This is a genomic window from Marinobacter sp. GH_1 (genome assembly GCF_048595985.1).
GTDB classification, from domain to species: Bacteria; Pseudomonadota; Gammaproteobacteria; order Pseudomonadales; family Oleiphilaceae; genus Marinobacter; species Marinobacter shengliensis.
The window spans coordinates 1552517-1567119 of record NZ_CP184460.1 but is presented as its reverse complement, the minus strand read 5'-3'; the positions used below and the strand labels follow the sequence as shown (position 1 = coordinate 1567119).

General features: G+C 51.9%; 10 protein-coding genes. 2 read left to right on the top strand and 8 right to left on the bottom strand.

Translation table 11 applies throughout. The features are described from left to right. Positions 1-8: 8 nt before the first annotated feature. The 8 genes from ACNSOI_RS07160 to ACNSOI_RS07125 form a co-directional block, all read right to left on the bottom strand. Positions 9-725, bottom strand: a complete 717-nt coding sequence (locus tag ACNSOI_RS07160; RefSeq protein ID WP_420195456.1) for a hypothetical protein — start codon at positions 723-725, stop codon at positions 9-11. A 433-nt stretch (positions 726-1158) separates the two neighbouring features. Beyond that, positions 1159-2415, bottom strand: coding sequence for a hypothetical protein (locus ACNSOI_RS07155; RefSeq protein WP_420195455.1), 1257 nt, complete (start codon positions 2413-2415; stop codon positions 1159-1161). A gap of 261 nt (positions 2416-2676) precedes the next feature. Continuing rightward, positions 2677-3384, bottom strand: a complete 708-nt coding sequence (locus ACNSOI_RS07150; RefSeq protein ID WP_420195454.1) for a GntR family transcriptional regulator — start codon at positions 3382-3384, stop codon at positions 2677-2679. A 9-nt stretch (positions 3385-3393) separates the two neighbouring features. Continuing rightward, positions 3394-4461, bottom strand: coding sequence for an ABC transporter substrate-binding protein (locus tag ACNSOI_RS07145; protein WP_420195453.1), 1068 nt, complete (start codon positions 4459-4461; stop codon positions 3394-3396). 52 nt (positions 4462-4513) lie between these two features. Further along, positions 4514-5377, bottom strand: coding sequence for an ABC transporter permease (locus tag ACNSOI_RS07140; RefSeq protein ID WP_420195452.1), 864 nt, complete (start codon positions 5375-5377; stop codon positions 4514-4516). Further along, the gene (locus tag ACNSOI_RS07135) at positions 5377-6141 is read right to left on the bottom strand and encodes an ABC transporter ATP-binding protein (RefSeq protein ID WP_420195451.1); all 765 of its coding nucleotides are present in this window, start codon (positions 6139-6141) and stop codon (positions 5377-5379) included. Before ACNSOI_RS07135 ends, ACNSOI_RS07140 begins: the two co-directional genes overlap by 1 nt. Before the next feature lie 1005 nt (positions 6142-7146). Next, positions 7147-7839, bottom strand: a complete 693-nt coding sequence (locus ACNSOI_RS07130) for a hypothetical protein (protein ID WP_420195450.1) — start codon at positions 7837-7839, stop codon at positions 7147-7149. Positions 7840-8006: 167 nt separating this feature from the next. After that, complete coding sequence (locus ACNSOI_RS07125; RefSeq protein ID WP_420195449.1) at positions 8007-8801, bottom strand: WYL domain-containing protein; 795 nt, start codon at positions 8799-8801, stop codon at positions 8007-8009. Positions 8802-8988: 187 nt separating this feature from the next. Between ACNSOI_RS07125 and ACNSOI_RS07120 the strand changes: the two genes are divergently transcribed. Together ACNSOI_RS07120 and ACNSOI_RS07115 are read left to right on the top strand one after the other, a co-directional pair. Next, on the top strand, positions 8989-12543 hold the full coding sequence (locus ACNSOI_RS07120) for a hypothetical protein (protein ID WP_420195448.1): 3555 nt from the start codon (positions 8989-8991) through the stop codon (positions 12541-12543). After that, a complete protein-coding gene (locus ACNSOI_RS07115; RefSeq protein WP_420195447.1) occupies positions 12540-14543 on the top strand; it encodes a hypothetical protein in 2004 nt (667 codons plus the stop codon). Before ACNSOI_RS07120 ends, ACNSOI_RS07115 begins: the two co-directional genes overlap by 4 nt. Positions 14544-14603 lie beyond the last annotated feature (60 nt).

The window sequence follows — 14603 nt, the reverse complement described above, 5'->3', positions numbered from 1 at the left end:
ACATAGCATTATCTGTGAGTCATACCTCTTAAACACGCCTTACAGAAAGCCTCAATCTCCCTCTGCAAGTTCGCTGAAAATGCCAACAACTCGTCCTGGGTTGCCGGCTCATCAAACCCTTTGGCAACCTTCAGCTTCTCAATTTCCTCACGCTGCTCCTCGTAGACGTGGTGCAGCACCGAGGCGGAGACGTCCGTCCCCTCTTTTTCATTCATCTGCTTGCGCAGTGCTTTGAATTGATCGGGGGCCGGAACCAGCTTTCGTTTTGCAGCGATATCTTTGGGGCGTATCTCAAACCCCTCTCGCCACAAACCCACGGCATGATGCCGTGCCGCCGTCAAGGGCCGGTCTTCGGTAATAAATACCTTCGCCGCCCTGCCCCGCAGGTTCACAGAGAAATAACTCTTATCATGCTTGCAGCGATTTCCACGCCCGATGCCGAGCGTGATCCCCTGAAAACCTTCACCTCGGTTCGGCAGCGTAGAGTAGTGATTCTTAGAAATAAATTCACGATACTGAACCGCGGCGGAACGTGCTTGCCATCGGGCCTCACAGTATCGGTCCCGAGGTTGCTGATAGCGAAACCAGAGCTCTTCGGGGATGCGTTTACTCGGGCGGTTCAATGAAAAACACTTCTGATAGCGTTTGCCACGAATAGTGACAACCACCCTCCACCCGCAGAAACCTGAGGAGAGCTGACCTTTCTCGTAGAAATTGATCGCCATTGCTTGAAAGATGTCTCCTGCCGCAGTTAACGTAAAACAAACTAGCATGAATCATGCAGACATTTTGCTGGTTTTCTAGTGAAGCCATTAATACTGAAAATTCAGGCGATTGGATTGCTCTGCGAATAACCCACTCATGTACCTTAACGTAACGCCGATTATGCGCAGCGCGCTTGGCCCAGTTTCTCGTCGCCCATCACGACATATAGAATTTCCCGTAACGACTCACCTCCCGTGCACCACCAAAATCATAAATACTCCTGAAATCGGCGCTGACGATAAACGCTAAATAGGCACCGGCAGAACCGATTCCCAAAACCAACCTACAGGTGAATATCATGGCTAAACCACATAACGCACCCAGCACAACCGGCAAACCTTCTGGCGGCGGACGCGGTAACAACCCTCCCAAGGGGCGTTAGAATAATGTATCTCAGGCCGCGACAATCTGTGCGGCCTGAGCTTTATAGCCCGCCCAGTAGGTAGGGTAGAGGTTGAAAGCCGAAGTTGCCTCGTAACGCGCATCAATCAGACCAAGCTCACCAAATAATGCTAATTCGTCCTGTATCAATTCGCCCCAAATACAGGCGATGTCTGCCCGCATTATTGCAGATGACGCATCGTTGCCGTTGGGCATCAGGTTTAGTATGAACTGCTCAAGCTGATTAGATTTAGGCCGCGTGCCTTGTCGCCATTCTCGGAGTCGCGACTTTTTATTCTTTACAATCGATACGTTACGATCGTTACGAGTCTGACCGGGCGCAAGGGATTGCTTCTCCGTATCTAATCCTTGAGGGTTCGGTAAGCACTGCGCGATTCGTGCCCATGATAAATCGCCACCATCTGGCGCAGCATTTCTTCGCCAAGCATCCAACAACTTTTCAAATGGTAGTATCAGCTTTTCATCATCAAACTCCGGCAACATATCGCCAAAAAGACTGTTTTCAACTAACCACTGCTCGTGCTCGTCTAAGCCCGCTCTGTCTTTGAACCATTGAATTAGATCTAGTGAAAGGTTGCACAATAGCTGGTAGTAAAAATCAACCCTCAGGCGAGTGTAGAGCCCAAGCAGCAAACCAGCCTGGTCTTTGCGTGGCTGGTCGGCTCTGGATCTTAGTGCTATCCAAGTTTGAAGCCCTCGATCAATGATAGACGGCTCTACTTCAGTATGTTGCTTGAGAAAATCGCTCAGATATTCACACCAACGCTCATCAAAAGCTTCTGGTGTCGAACTATTTTTCTGAATGTCCAGGCCAGTCTGGAGCAGCTCCATCTCTCGCTCAGCTCTGCTCTTAATAAACTGCTCAGTAAAGGTTTCAGGCCGCGTTGCCGGAAAAGCCCGAAGATGCATCCCTCTGGCGATGCAGAGCCAGGAAAGGCCATTCTGGCGAAGCGTGGTTTCCATCCAGGGCGCAAGATAAGGGCTTGCTATGTACTCATACATTTCTGGCGTAACTACGGAATCCAAGATGCCTTTAATCTGGGAAAAGCTCCTCGGCGACACACCCTCTCTAACGGCCTTTCGCACGGTTTTCGGATCAATTGGCTTTGTATTATTCGGGCAACGGCTCAGCTTGCTTATTACTCCTGAAACACCTCCTGGCATGCCTAAGTAAAACAGAAACTTATCTGCAGGTGGCACAAAAGGTAGCGAACTTTCCGGTAGCCCTATTCGGATTTTTTCAACCATACAGAAATTAATTGGTGACTATTAAGTGGATGGGAATCACGTTAGTTGGGTTCTCCCACGATCACTCGGTTAAGCTAATTGGTTTTCTCTACATCTAGTGCAACGCTGGGATGCCGAGGGCGGCCTTACGGTGATTTCGCATGCCAACGGCGGCGCCTGGTAAGCCTCGCAAGACATGAGACATGGCGGCCAACGCTGAGTCTGCGACTCACAAAGAACTCAGCTATGCGTCGTTTTAGCTGCAGGGTTAAAGCACACGGATCAAGGTCGTGATGAGCCTAGAACCAGTTGACTACTAAGACTTGTCAGATACTCCCGTGCAGAGTCCTGTGTACTGAGCGTGTGAGCGTAAAGACAATTATAGGCAGTTTGACCATCTCGAGAGATAATCGCATTCACTATTTGTTCGTGCTCCTGGTGTGAAGCAGCTATTCTTTCAGTGAGCTGGAACTGTGCTCTTCTGAACGCCGCAGTCCTGCGCCGCATATTATTCGCAGTCTGCACCAGGACACGGTTATGGGCACCTCGATAGAGGGCGCCATGAAACTGCAGGTTAAGCTGGTCGTAGCAATCCGTCGCCCTGTTTATGACAGCCTCTTTCATGTTATCGAACAAGGCAAGTAAGTGTTTCAATTCGTCATCGTTCATACGTTCTGCAGCGAATCGGCCACAGGTAGCTTCCAGCACCGCCATTGTCTCAAACAAGTCTGACAGATCATCCTGACTCAAGTGTTTAACGATAAAACCCTGGTGCGGACGCTTTTCCACTAGCCCAGTTGCCACCAGTTCACGAAGCGCCTCTCTCACCGGGGTACGGGACACACCAAACCAATCCGCCAGACGCTGTTCATCCAGTCGTACACCGCTCACCTGGCGACCACTGACAATCTCGTCCTCCAGCGCTCTGACCAGCCGCTCTCCAATTGTAGTGCCCGTGGCCTGTTTTTTTGCCCTTGCTTCACTCGCCATATTTCAACGTTACTCTGCGATGACAGCGTTAATATCAAGATCCTTCCAGGCTGATAGCACGATCTCATCTGTTAGAATCGATGAGATGTCGACCGGTTCAACCAAAGCGCGCTGTTCGCCCTCGCCGATCGTGAGATGGGACATGTAAAATTTCCACGCTTCCGGCAGGAAGGTGCCGTGCAACTTCACGCTGTCAGGAGCTGTGTAGTAGGTCTGGACCAGTGCCCAGAACTCGACAGCGACAGGGTTGTCCCCCAAGGAGGCTTCAGCATATTTGGTCTTCAACAGATCAAAAGTTGCTTGCTTGTTGGCCATGCCCCAGGCCCACCCTTTGAGGGTTGCGCGAACAAACTTCGTCAACTTCTCCGTCTCTTCGTCATAGGTTTCCTGGCGAACTACCATGGCATCTCCAGGAAAGCGCGCGATTGCTTCTGGTGTTATCGACCTGGTGGGAATGCCTTGAGCAGGCAGCAAAAGAAGATCGCGTTTGGATCCTGCATAGGCCTGAATCCTGCCTTGCTCGAAGGACCTTACGGTGGTCGGGTCGCCCTCACCTGCAAGAACGAGCCGTATATCCCGCCCCTCAGAGAGACCGCTTTCAATGATCGAGGCCCGGGTCATGGGAACTTCGCCACCGGCAAGGTCAGACACTCCGATGATTTGGCCCTTCATGTCTGCGATAGTATTAATGTCGCTGCCCTGCGGCACGACAATATCAAACGAATCCGGATAATAGATCTGCATTATGGCCTTCAGCGGAAAGCCTCGCTGCACCGTAATCATCGTCGCCGCCGAAGAGAAAATGCCCCAGTCTGCATTGCCCGCCGCCAGCTGACGCGCTGCATCCGAAGAGCCTTTGGAGTAGTTCAATGTAACATCCAGTCCTTCTTCCGCGTAATATCCCATTTCCTGGGCAATGAAAATCGGAAAGACCTGCGCCGTTGGACCTCCTTGTGCGGTCACGCCGTCGAACTTGACGAGATCCTTGGCCAGAAGCGAGCCTGCAGCCCCTAGTGAAAGCAAAACTACGACTGCTGCTCTAACAACGAGGCTCGAGTTTATCTTGAGATTTGTCATGAGAATTCCCCTGATGGAAAGTGTTTAAAAGTTAGGTCGAAGGCAGCGCTAATCACAGAGAGGTCCAGAAGATCACTCTATGCTCCAACCATTCGATGAACTGGTAGACGAGAAGCGTGAAGAGAGAGAGCAGGATGATCAGTGAAAAGACGCCGGGTATATCGAGCTGGAAATTCATCGCATAGATCAGGTACCCGATACCGGCTGATGCCCCGACGAATTCACCGACGATCACTCCCAGGACGGCCAGTGTCCAGCACATCTTGACCCCAGCCATCATGATTGGCAGCGCGTTAGGCAATAGAAGGTAACGGAAGGTCTGCCAACGGCTGGCTGTGAGCGAATGCATCAGTTTGACGGCATTAGGCTCAATCGACGACAGGCCGGTCATGGTGTTCAGAAACATGGGGAAAAAGCACATGACCGCTGAGATGGCGATCTTGGATTCCATGCCGAAACCGAACCAGGTGACGAAGACAGGCGCCAGCACAATCTTTGGTGGCGCCTGCAAAGCGACTAAATAGGGGTAAATGGTGGCGCGAACGGTAGCAGACATGGCAACGCCGATCCCGAAAAAAGCACCTGCACCCATGCCGATCAGAAAACCCCAAAATATTTCCTGCAACGTGATCGAAACATTCGGCCAGAAGAAGTTGGCGGACATGACTCTCTGCGTGGCCACAGCTGTATCCCAGGGGGACGAAATGATCAGTTTGTGAACAAAGCCGCCCTCTGTCGCGATCGCCCAGACGAGGATCACGAAAATGCCAAAGGCAGTGGCCAATAAGCGATAGCGGATCTTTTCCCGACGTTGGGCGAGCTGCTCCTTTTTAACGAATGCGGTTAATGAGTCTTCTGTCATCCTGGTCTGGCTCAGGCTACCGTTATCAACAGTGCGGGTGTTTGCGATGTTCATCAGTGATCCACTCCAAGCATTCCACGGATTTCAAAAACGAGGTCGGAGTAGCGTTTTTCACGCATGACCTCAGCTGTGCGGGGCCGTGGCAGGTCAATCTCGACGATGCCTTCCAGACGGCCCGGCCGCGGCGTCATGACAATGACTCGGTCCGATAGAAACACCGACTCGCCGATGTTATGGGTCACGAAAACAACAGTTTTCGACGTCTTTTCCCAAATCCTCAGCAATTCGAGGTTCATGGTTTCGCGGGTAAACTCGTCAAGTGCGCCGAAGGGTTCATCCATCAGCAATATGCGCGGGTCATGGGCTAAAAGCCTCGCAAGGGCAACACGCTGACGCATGCCACCAGAGAGTTCTTTGGGGTAGCGCTCACCAAAGCCATTCAGGCCGACCATGTCGAGTAATTCTTCGCAACGTTGTGCCTGCTCCGCCTTGTTGAGGCCCAGAACAATTCCCGGAAGCGCCACGTTTTCGCGTACCGTGCGCCAGGGAAACAGCACGGCTGTCTGGAACATCATACCGATATCCGGACGAGGCGAACTCAGACACTCGCCTGCGACGATCAGATCGCCCTGCGAGCGATCCTCCAGCCCGCCAAGAATCGAAAGTAAGGTTGATTTACCGCAGCCACTAGGTCCCACCAGCGAAATGAATTCGCCCTCCTTTATCGAAAACGATACGTCATCCAACGCCACAAGTGGCCCGGTCGCTGTTGCGTAAATCTTGCTGAGGTCTTTCCCGTCTATTAAGCCACCTTGCATCTGTTCCCCCTAGCCCACTGAGAGCCGCTGTGTATACAAAACTTATATACAACTGAATCAAGTTCCGTGCCAAGCCTGTTTCGTCGTCATTCGATCGGTCGAAATTCAGGCTAAGCTTTTATAAATACAGGGGAAATATTCACACATGGTCACTTTGAAAAATGAGGAAGACTCTTATTTGAGTTAATTAGATCCGCACTAGCTTTGCGCAGGAATACTTACTGTGCTCACAATTGAAGCGGTGAATGACGCCTTTCACAAAGAGAAGAGACAACTGAAGCGACCGTTCGTGAACCGATTTATATGCCAAAAAGACCCGATGACTGTACGAGTTATCGCTTGAGCGTCATGCAGCGCTGCGCACTAGTTACCGGTCTCTCGAATGAGGAGCCTGCTAAACATCGTGGGGGTAGCCTCAATTTACCTATACACGGAAGAGATTATCCATATTGGGGACCCGGGGGCATCTAAACCCTGCCCCCACAACTGGAGCGACGGCGCAGGGCTAACTCCCACCTCGGGGCTCTGAAGCTCGGTGGAGAGGTCGGCATTGAAGGTACGGTCAAAGCCTCGGCCGAGGTCTCTGGTCAGAAAATCCCGCCACAAGAGGATGAACTGACCCAGCGCAAGCCCATCGAGCAAGCCATCCTCGCTGTCATCGCCCAGGACATTGCCGCTCCCTACCACGAGGATGCCCGCGGCTTCGTTGCCAATTGCCTGGGTACTTTCGCGAACATGGATCTTAAAATCCGGGATACTGAGGCTTTCGCACAGGACCCGACTGAGTGCTAGGTGTAAGGTCGTCGATATTCAACACCACAAGGTTGTAGTGGTTTAATGATTCCGGTCACCAACCTAGGCGGTAATCTCGCCACTATAAGCGAGGTGTCTGATGACCAGGAAACGACGATCTTTTACGCCTGAGTTCAAAAAGAAGAGAGTTGGGGCAAGCGCTGCCCCCCAAATCGCTTTGACAATATTGAATTCGGATAAGGGCATCCGAACTCAATTCTTGCGATAAGCCTCAATCTCCCGCTGCAAATTCGCAGAAAACGCGAGCAACTCGTCCTCAGTTACTGCCTTATCAAACACTTTGGCAACCTTCTGCGTCTCCAGCGCCTCACGCTGCTCCTGGTATACGTGGTGCAGCACCGAAGCGGAAAAGTCCGCCCCTTCGTTTTCGTTCATCTGCTTGCGCAGTGCTTTGAATTGATCGGGGGCCGGAACCAGCTTCCGTTTTGCAGCGATATCTTTGGGACGTGTCTCAAACCCCTCACCCCACAAATCCACGGCATGATGCCAAGCCGCCGTCAGGGGCCGGTCTTCGGTAATAAATACCTTCGCCGCCCTGCCCCGAAGGTTTACAGAAAAATAACACTGATCATGCTTACATCGATTTCCGCGCCCAATGCCTAAAGTGATCCCCTGAAAACCGACACCTCGGTGTGGCAGCGTAGAAGAGTGGTTCTTTGAGATGAAATCCAGGTACTTAAGGGCGGCGGAACGTGCTTGCCATCGGGCCTCATAGTATCGAGCCCGCGTTTCCTGATAGCGAAACCAGAGATCCTCTGAAATGCGTTTACTCGGGCGAGTCAAGGAGAAGTACTTTTGATAGCGTTTGCCACGAATAGTAGCAACCACCCTCCATCCACAGAAGCCTGAGGAGATCTGGCCCTTTTCGTAAAAATTGATTGCCATTGTTTGAAGGTTATCTCCCACAATTAGCGCAAACCAAATTAGCATCGATTAACAGAAATTTTGCTAATGTTCCGCGAAAGCAATTAATACTGAAAAAGCAGCCTAGTGGATTAGTCTGTGAATAATCCACTCAATCAAGACTCCAACCTGACGGCAATCAAATATCATCACCCGTTAAAGACATAAGGTTGTAAATCGTCCAGATTCACCACTACCAAAGGCTGTTCAAGCGGTGAAAGCTGGCGGCTCCCCCAGACAACATTTAACGATTGCAAAAGATAGTGAGTCAACGCACAGCGCACTGGAACTTTCAGCTCCTGATCGTCATCCATCCCGTAATCAAGAGCCACCAAGCGCTGCTGCCCAGGGGTTAGCCCCGGATTTGGTCCAAGGCGGACGAGAACCTGCTTCTGCCAGTTAGCGTCCAGCGCCGGGTCTGCATCCTCCAATGCATCACCAAGCAGCTCCGCGCCAGATGCCATTCTTGTTAAAACAAAATCACGAAAGGCTCGGTGTTTCTCACACCATGCGCGAACATGCCAACGCTGCCCGGAATACACCAGTGTATGGGGTGCGATGATCCGCTCCTCGCCCTGAGGGCTTGAAAGGGAGCGGTAGACTACTTCCAACCGGCTGCGTGTCTGAGTCGCCTGCACTACTTTTCGTAAGACTTCCGGAAGTACAGCCCGATGAGGGATGGACACCGACTCCGTAGGCGCAGGCACATCTTTCAAGCCCGCAAACGATGGATTCAGCGTGGCATGACGCGTCATCAACGAAAGATACTCATCCAGGCTGCCCTGGCTGAAACAGGGCTTGAATGTCTCACTCGGCACGTACCCGCGAACGCTCGCGGAATAGACCAGGTTACCCAGAGCTACATCGCCGTAATCTTTGAAAATGCCGCCGCTTGTGGTTCGACTGTTTATATCGAAAGCTCTTTGAAGGTGCTCTGTCGTCACTCGACCTTCCCAATGGGCAACCACCTCCAGAAGATGAAACTGATTTCTCCTGTCCCACGAAACGTCCCTGCCTGTCATCACAACCCTAACCGTTCAAAAATTGGACATATTGTAAGCCTGTCCAGTATCGCCAAAAGCAAAGGTTCCCGGTAAACCTATTACCAACGATTCAGGACAGGAAACCCAGATGAAAACGCTTCCAACCAATTCAAGTACAAAAACCCCGCTCGACAGATTACTGCAAGAGGATCTCGCCCCTCAGATTGGCCCAGAATCAGAGTCCGGCTGCCTTGTTTTAATACCCGCACAAACGGGCATTGGGAAAACCCACACCATCAAGCAGCTCATCATTGAAGAGCTCGTTGCCTCTATTATCAAATCTCGGCCTGCCCAAACGATTTACTACATCACCAATTCAGTCGACAACGTACGCCAAACCCACAAGGAGCTGCTGGAACTGATTGACGAGCAAAAAATTAGCGGAAGCCCCAGATTCTCCAACAGCGAAAAAAACATCTTGAATCGCAAAATCGTATATCTCCCAAACCAGGGAAGTCAGTTACTGGAAGTTCCCCCTGCATGCGTTGAACAAATCATCCAGCTTTTTGGCCTTCAATCAGACAAGAAGCTAAACCAAGGTTGGCAGCAAATTCGCAAACTCCAACGCCTCACGAACGAAAGCCCGAATTCAAAGCTTGCCCTGCAAGACACACTGAATCAACAGGCAACTGAAACCCACCGCCTACTGATCAGCTTGATCCAAACCCGTCAGCGTAGCGAGAACCCGGTTCAGCTATCACCATCAGACTTCGAATTGATCGACGAACTCATTCCCGGCGACCGCCTGCACCGCCAGGACGCGCGTATTTGTTTCATGACCACCCGAAAGTTTCTGGCGGGCTACCAGACCCTCAAAACCCGAATTCACCCAATACGGGACCTCGGTAACTCACTGTTACTGATTGACGAATTTGATCGCCAGAATGAAATCATCCTGCAGTTTATGGCAGACCAGAAATCTCTGGACCTCGTCGAGCTGACCCGCACCCTTCATGCCAACCTCCAGCAACACCAGCTCGAGCGGTCGAGCCGTTATGAAGGTATTGAGGACAAGTTTGATACCCTTCGGCCCGCTCTCGCAGAATTTGCCCGACGATGGAGTCTGCAGTTCGCCTTCAATACCGATGGTGCCAGTCTCGAAAACGAGAAGGTTCGTCTGTTTTCGGATCGAACCGTCACTCATGCCCACAGCTCCTCCCATTTATTCAGCCTTGTCACAAACGATGATTTGCGGAAAAACATCATTCGTACTGAAGCCAGGGATTTTGCAGCCCATCACCAAACGGCAGATGCCCGATTGAGCCGTTTCATTAACGAAGCAGACTGGTTATTTCGGCGCTTTATCTGGGTAATGCATTCATCGGTGTGGATCTATCTGAATAACCATGCAAAGTCTCAGAGGGAGAATGAATCTCTGAGATCTGCCACAGTCCAAGATGCCGTTCACTCAATTTTGCGACACTTCAATCTTCAAGACCTGAGTGACGCTGTCTTTGCCGCGTTCGATGCTCAAGCCAGCTTCACCGGTCACCGGGGGCACCGTACCCCATCAGACAACCGGTCGGCATCGCGAACCTATCACGACAATGGGCTCAAATTAACGGATGTTCGCCGAAACGACGGGACAATAGATACGGTAAGCTGTTACTACTCAGGGTTTACTGTCACGCCCTCCGGCTTGATCGCCCGCCTTGTGGAAAGCGGGGTAAAGATCGTCGGCATCAGCGCCACCGCCACCTCACGAACCGTCGTCAAGAACTTCGACTTGGACTATCTGAAAACACGCCTGGGCAACCAGTTCATAGAACTCACGGATACGCAGAAGACCGAGATCGGCAACTGGTACCGAACGCGAAGACAGTACAGCAAAGCCGGCGTACACATTGAAGCAGAATTCATGACTCCTGAATCCAGCCATTTACCCACGGCACTTGAGGCTTATATCAATGCCCCTGTCCGGAAACCGGGATTAGCCATAAACCACTTGCTCGATGCAGAGGACAGCGACACTTTTGCGCTCAACTGGGCTGGTAAGCTTTTTAATGCACTCGACCGGTTCATGGACGCAGAAAACAACCGGTATATGCTTGCGTTGCTCAACAGAACCGTCAGCCCGGCCAAACACCCTAAATTCATCGAGTTTCTGGAAGACTACCTCAACCGAAAAAGCGCGGGCTCCGGAAGGAGTTACAAACTATTCTGCGGAATAAACGCCCAAGCCATGAGTCACGGGGAATTCGATAGCGTCCTTAACCACCTGAGCAACACCAGCGACAAAGTTATTGTACTTTCTGCCTATGCCTCAATGGGCGAAGGGAAAAACCCCGATTACGAGGTAAACCACCAGCACGACCGTGAACAGCTTATCTGGGTGGGGGACGGCAACCCACCAGAAAAGATCAGAACTGACATCGACACGCTGTACCTGGAAAAACCAACCCATCAACTCCTCAGCGATCCCGACAACTACCAGGTCAACCAACTTCTTCTGTTCCATCAGATTATGGCGTTGCAAGAAGCGGGATGGATTTCGCTCAGCGAAGCGCGAGGCTGGGTAAAACAAACCCTGCAAGGCACGCATCATAACCAGCACCTGAAGCGATACTACGAAACCGCCGACTACGAATGGCTGATCCGCAAGGTCATCGAACAAGCAGTGGGGCGCACGGCTCGCACTGCCTTCAAACGCCCCATCATCCGGCTCTTTGCTGATGGCGATCTTCGGCCAATCCTGGCGTCTGACCACCGGCAGGACGACACCCTGTCTCATGAGTACATCGCGCTCAGAAAAGCGGCATCGGAATCCACTCAGCCAGCTTACGACAACCGTGAGTTACTCCGTTTACACAACAAAGCAGCCCTCTGCACTGCCGATACCTTAAGCCTGATTCGAGAACTGATGTCCGGGTTTCGTGGCGCAGCTCCCGAGAGTGCCATAAAAAGCTGGGAAAGCCTGCGCAACCAACTACTAACAGAACCCACCCTACCCTCACCGTCATCAGACTATCCGCGCTTGTACCTTCAAGCAGCAGACACTGATGGTTACCGCTTCTCCGGAAGCCTGGAGGTAGACGGCCAACTTGAATCCGATAAAGACTTGAGATTCTTTGAGCAAGCTATTGGTAGCCGGTGGATCAACGAATACGACAGTGGGCTCCCACCGCTCATGAAAAACACCGTAGTCCGCAGTTATTTCCTACGCAAAGGCTACGCAACACAGTGGCAGGCACAGCCCTACCACATGAATCCAGCAGCCTTCTTCAACCTGTATAAAGGGGCCCTTGGTGAGGAGGGGATCGCCGCCATCCTTGAACACGTCGGTTTGGCAGTCGAACCATTAACCTCCGATGTCTATGAAATGTGTGATTTCGTGGTCCGCCCCTACGCCAACCACCCCCCAATTGCCGTTGATGCGAAACACTGGCGTGCAGATGGCACCGTTGACAACCACAGACACAAAGCAGAGAAACTAGACGAGGCCCTCGGAATCAAGCAGTTCGCTTTCATCAACCTGTTCGGAACTCCCGATCAATCCTGCCGGTACCTCAGCCAGGATTTGACGCCCAGTGACCGAAGACACAGCCCCGTCATCGAAGTGCCAGGCCTGCTAAACCCTCAAACCGGCGAAATACTTAAAGATCACCTGACAACGCTTCTGGAATGGATGGGCGAGCACCAATGAAAACCGTATTAACTTCCTTCATCGAACATACCAACATCGACCATGCGGCGCTCCATGAACGCGTCACAGCCACCAGTGTCACTTATAACGGCTATTCCAAAAGCGAAGTAGAGAAACAGATACCAACGCTCGCCTCTCGTATTTATCGCGCCGGGCCCGTGTTATCTCTGGTCTGGCAGCGGAGCAAGCAGACTTACTATGTCCTGCTACCCCAAGGAAAATCGCTGCAACTAGACGATGCGGCGGTGAGCGTCAAATCCCAGGGGCTGGATACGCTTCCGAAATGGGTCATCACATCTCTGCTGGTTCGGGCCACACCGAGATTACTCGGGCCCCAAGAAGAATATCCTGAACGGCTGGAAGCCGATGGCCTGCACTACGTGGTTGATCGCAAACAGATCAAGGGAACAGGTAGCATGATAACCACCGTAAATATTGACTCGATCTGGTGCGAGCCAGCGAAAACACCCAGGCTCATCGTCAGAACCGTCACATTTACACCACTGCGAGCCCACGAAAAACCAGACGGGGAATTGCCCAGGAAAATTGCCAGGGAGCCACGCTACCGTTTGGACATGCTCGGCCAAAGCATCGTGCGTGACGGCTCCGGGGATTACGTGAAAAGAACCCTATGGAGGAAAACCAAAAACCGGGTCCCAGCCTTCCGGCTTAATGGTTTGGTGACCCTTGAGTCCTACTACAGAACCCGGCTGGGCGTAATCTCCCTTTTTCTGGATGACCTTAAGCGGGCGTACGGTGAAGCCTTCAGCATCACCCTGAAGGAAGTCGCACCAACCGTGCACATACCCGTGTCCGGCGCATCGATCACAAAAAGCTACGCCAGTTTGTTCGACCTCATGCGGCAACAACCCATCTGGATAACCAATGACAGCGATGATCAGGAAGCCTCCGCCAGGCTACAAGCGCTGCTTTTGCCCCACGAAGTCCAATCAGAGCTAAGTTCAACGATTCAACCAGACGGTCTGAACATTCTATTGGTGAATGACAAGGAACAGTACAAAGATGGCCAACCAGACCCCTACAAAGAGGCAAGAAGAGACCACCCCGATACGATCATCCAGTCCTGCTACCCGGATCGCCTGAAGCTAAACAGCGCTCACGTCGTGCAGGTACTGCTGAAAGAACTGTTCATCAAATCCGAAATCCAGCAACGTAAACTTCTGCTCGACTACCCAGCACTCCCTTCTGATGCCGCGTTCATCACCTCAGTCAGGCCAATCGATGAAGAGAACGTCAACAAAGTCCCCTGGCCAATGTACTACTGCAAAGTTGAGGGAAAGCGCCTTTGCCTTGGGCCATTGCCGCAATCCATGGAAGAGGCCATCAAAGAAAACCTCACGCAACTACAGTATAAAGCCGTTTTCACCGGCGCTGAGCGTGCCGACCTGATCTTTTGGCCGGAAAGCGGGGATGCGCTTACCATCACAGACACAGAGGCTCTGACCCTCCCTGACGAGCCCACCACCTACAACATAGTCAAAGAGCTCGACCACACTGCAGGTTGGGGCGTGCCCAGCCAGCTCATCTCAGAGTATTGTGAGCAAAACGCAAGTAACTCGGTCGTGCACGACCTGAAGGCTATCCTGGCGGACCATGGCGAGACCCTTCCCGCCAAAGTGTTCCGCAACCTGAGGTATCAAAGCAATGATGCAAAACATTTCTTCGACTACCTGTGCCATCGCGGATACCGGCTCAAAGCCTCAATGCAGTCCAAAAATACAGGCCCGCTTTCATCTACAGCCGGCATCTGGATTGATAAGTCCCGTGCGCTGTACTCTGTGGGGAATCCTGATTCCGCGCAGCGAAATCAGGACAACTTCAATCACATTTACTGTGTGGAGGACAACGGGTTTGAAGTTCCGGAATGGTTCTGGGCATCGCTGGAGGTGTGGCATGTGAAGCACCGAGGCGTGACCGTATACCCCTACATCTTTAAGCATCTGCGAGAATACGCTCGGCGGGAAATTTCAAACAAATAAGGAACCGTCTCTATCTACCTTAGACACACATTTGCACCAGAACTCTGCCTGGGGCTTTAC

What these genes read in the sequence shown, in the direction of transcription:
- ACNSOI_RS07160 (WP_420195456.1), bottom strand. Translation starts at nt 725, where the DNA reads ATGGCGATCAATTTCTACGAGAAAGGTCAGCTCTCCTCAGGTTTCTGC.
- ACNSOI_RS07155 (WP_420195455.1), bottom strand. Translation starts at nt 2,415, where the DNA reads ATGGTTGAAAAAATCCGAATAGGGCTACCGGAAAGTTCGCTACCTTTT.
- ACNSOI_RS07150 (WP_420195454.1), bottom strand. Translation starts at nt 3,384, where the DNA reads ATGGCGAGTGAAGCAAGGGCAAAAAAACAGGCCACGGGCACTACAATT.
- ACNSOI_RS07145 (WP_420195453.1), bottom strand. Translation starts at nt 4,461, where the DNA reads ATGACAAATCTCAAGATAAACTCGAGCCTCGTTGTTAGAGCAGCAGTC.
- ACNSOI_RS07140 (WP_420195452.1), bottom strand. Translation starts at nt 5,377, where the DNA reads ATGAACATCGCAAACACCCGCACTGTTGATAACGGTAGCCTGAGCCAG.
- ACNSOI_RS07135 (WP_420195451.1), bottom strand. Translation starts at nt 6,141, where the DNA reads ATGCAAGGTGGCTTAATAGACGGGAAAGACCTCAGCAAGATTTACGCA.
- ACNSOI_RS07130 (WP_420195450.1), bottom strand. Translation starts at nt 7,839, where the DNA reads ATGGCAATCAATTTTTACGAAAAGGGCCAGATCTCCTCAGGCTTCTGT.
- ACNSOI_RS07120 (WP_420195448.1), top strand. Translation starts at nt 8,989, where the DNA reads ATGAAAACGCTTCCAACCAATTCAAGTACAAAAACCCCGCTCGACAGA.
- ACNSOI_RS07115 (WP_420195447.1), top strand. Translation starts at nt 12,540, where the DNA reads ATGAAAACCGTATTAACTTCCTTCATCGAACATACCAACATCGACCAT.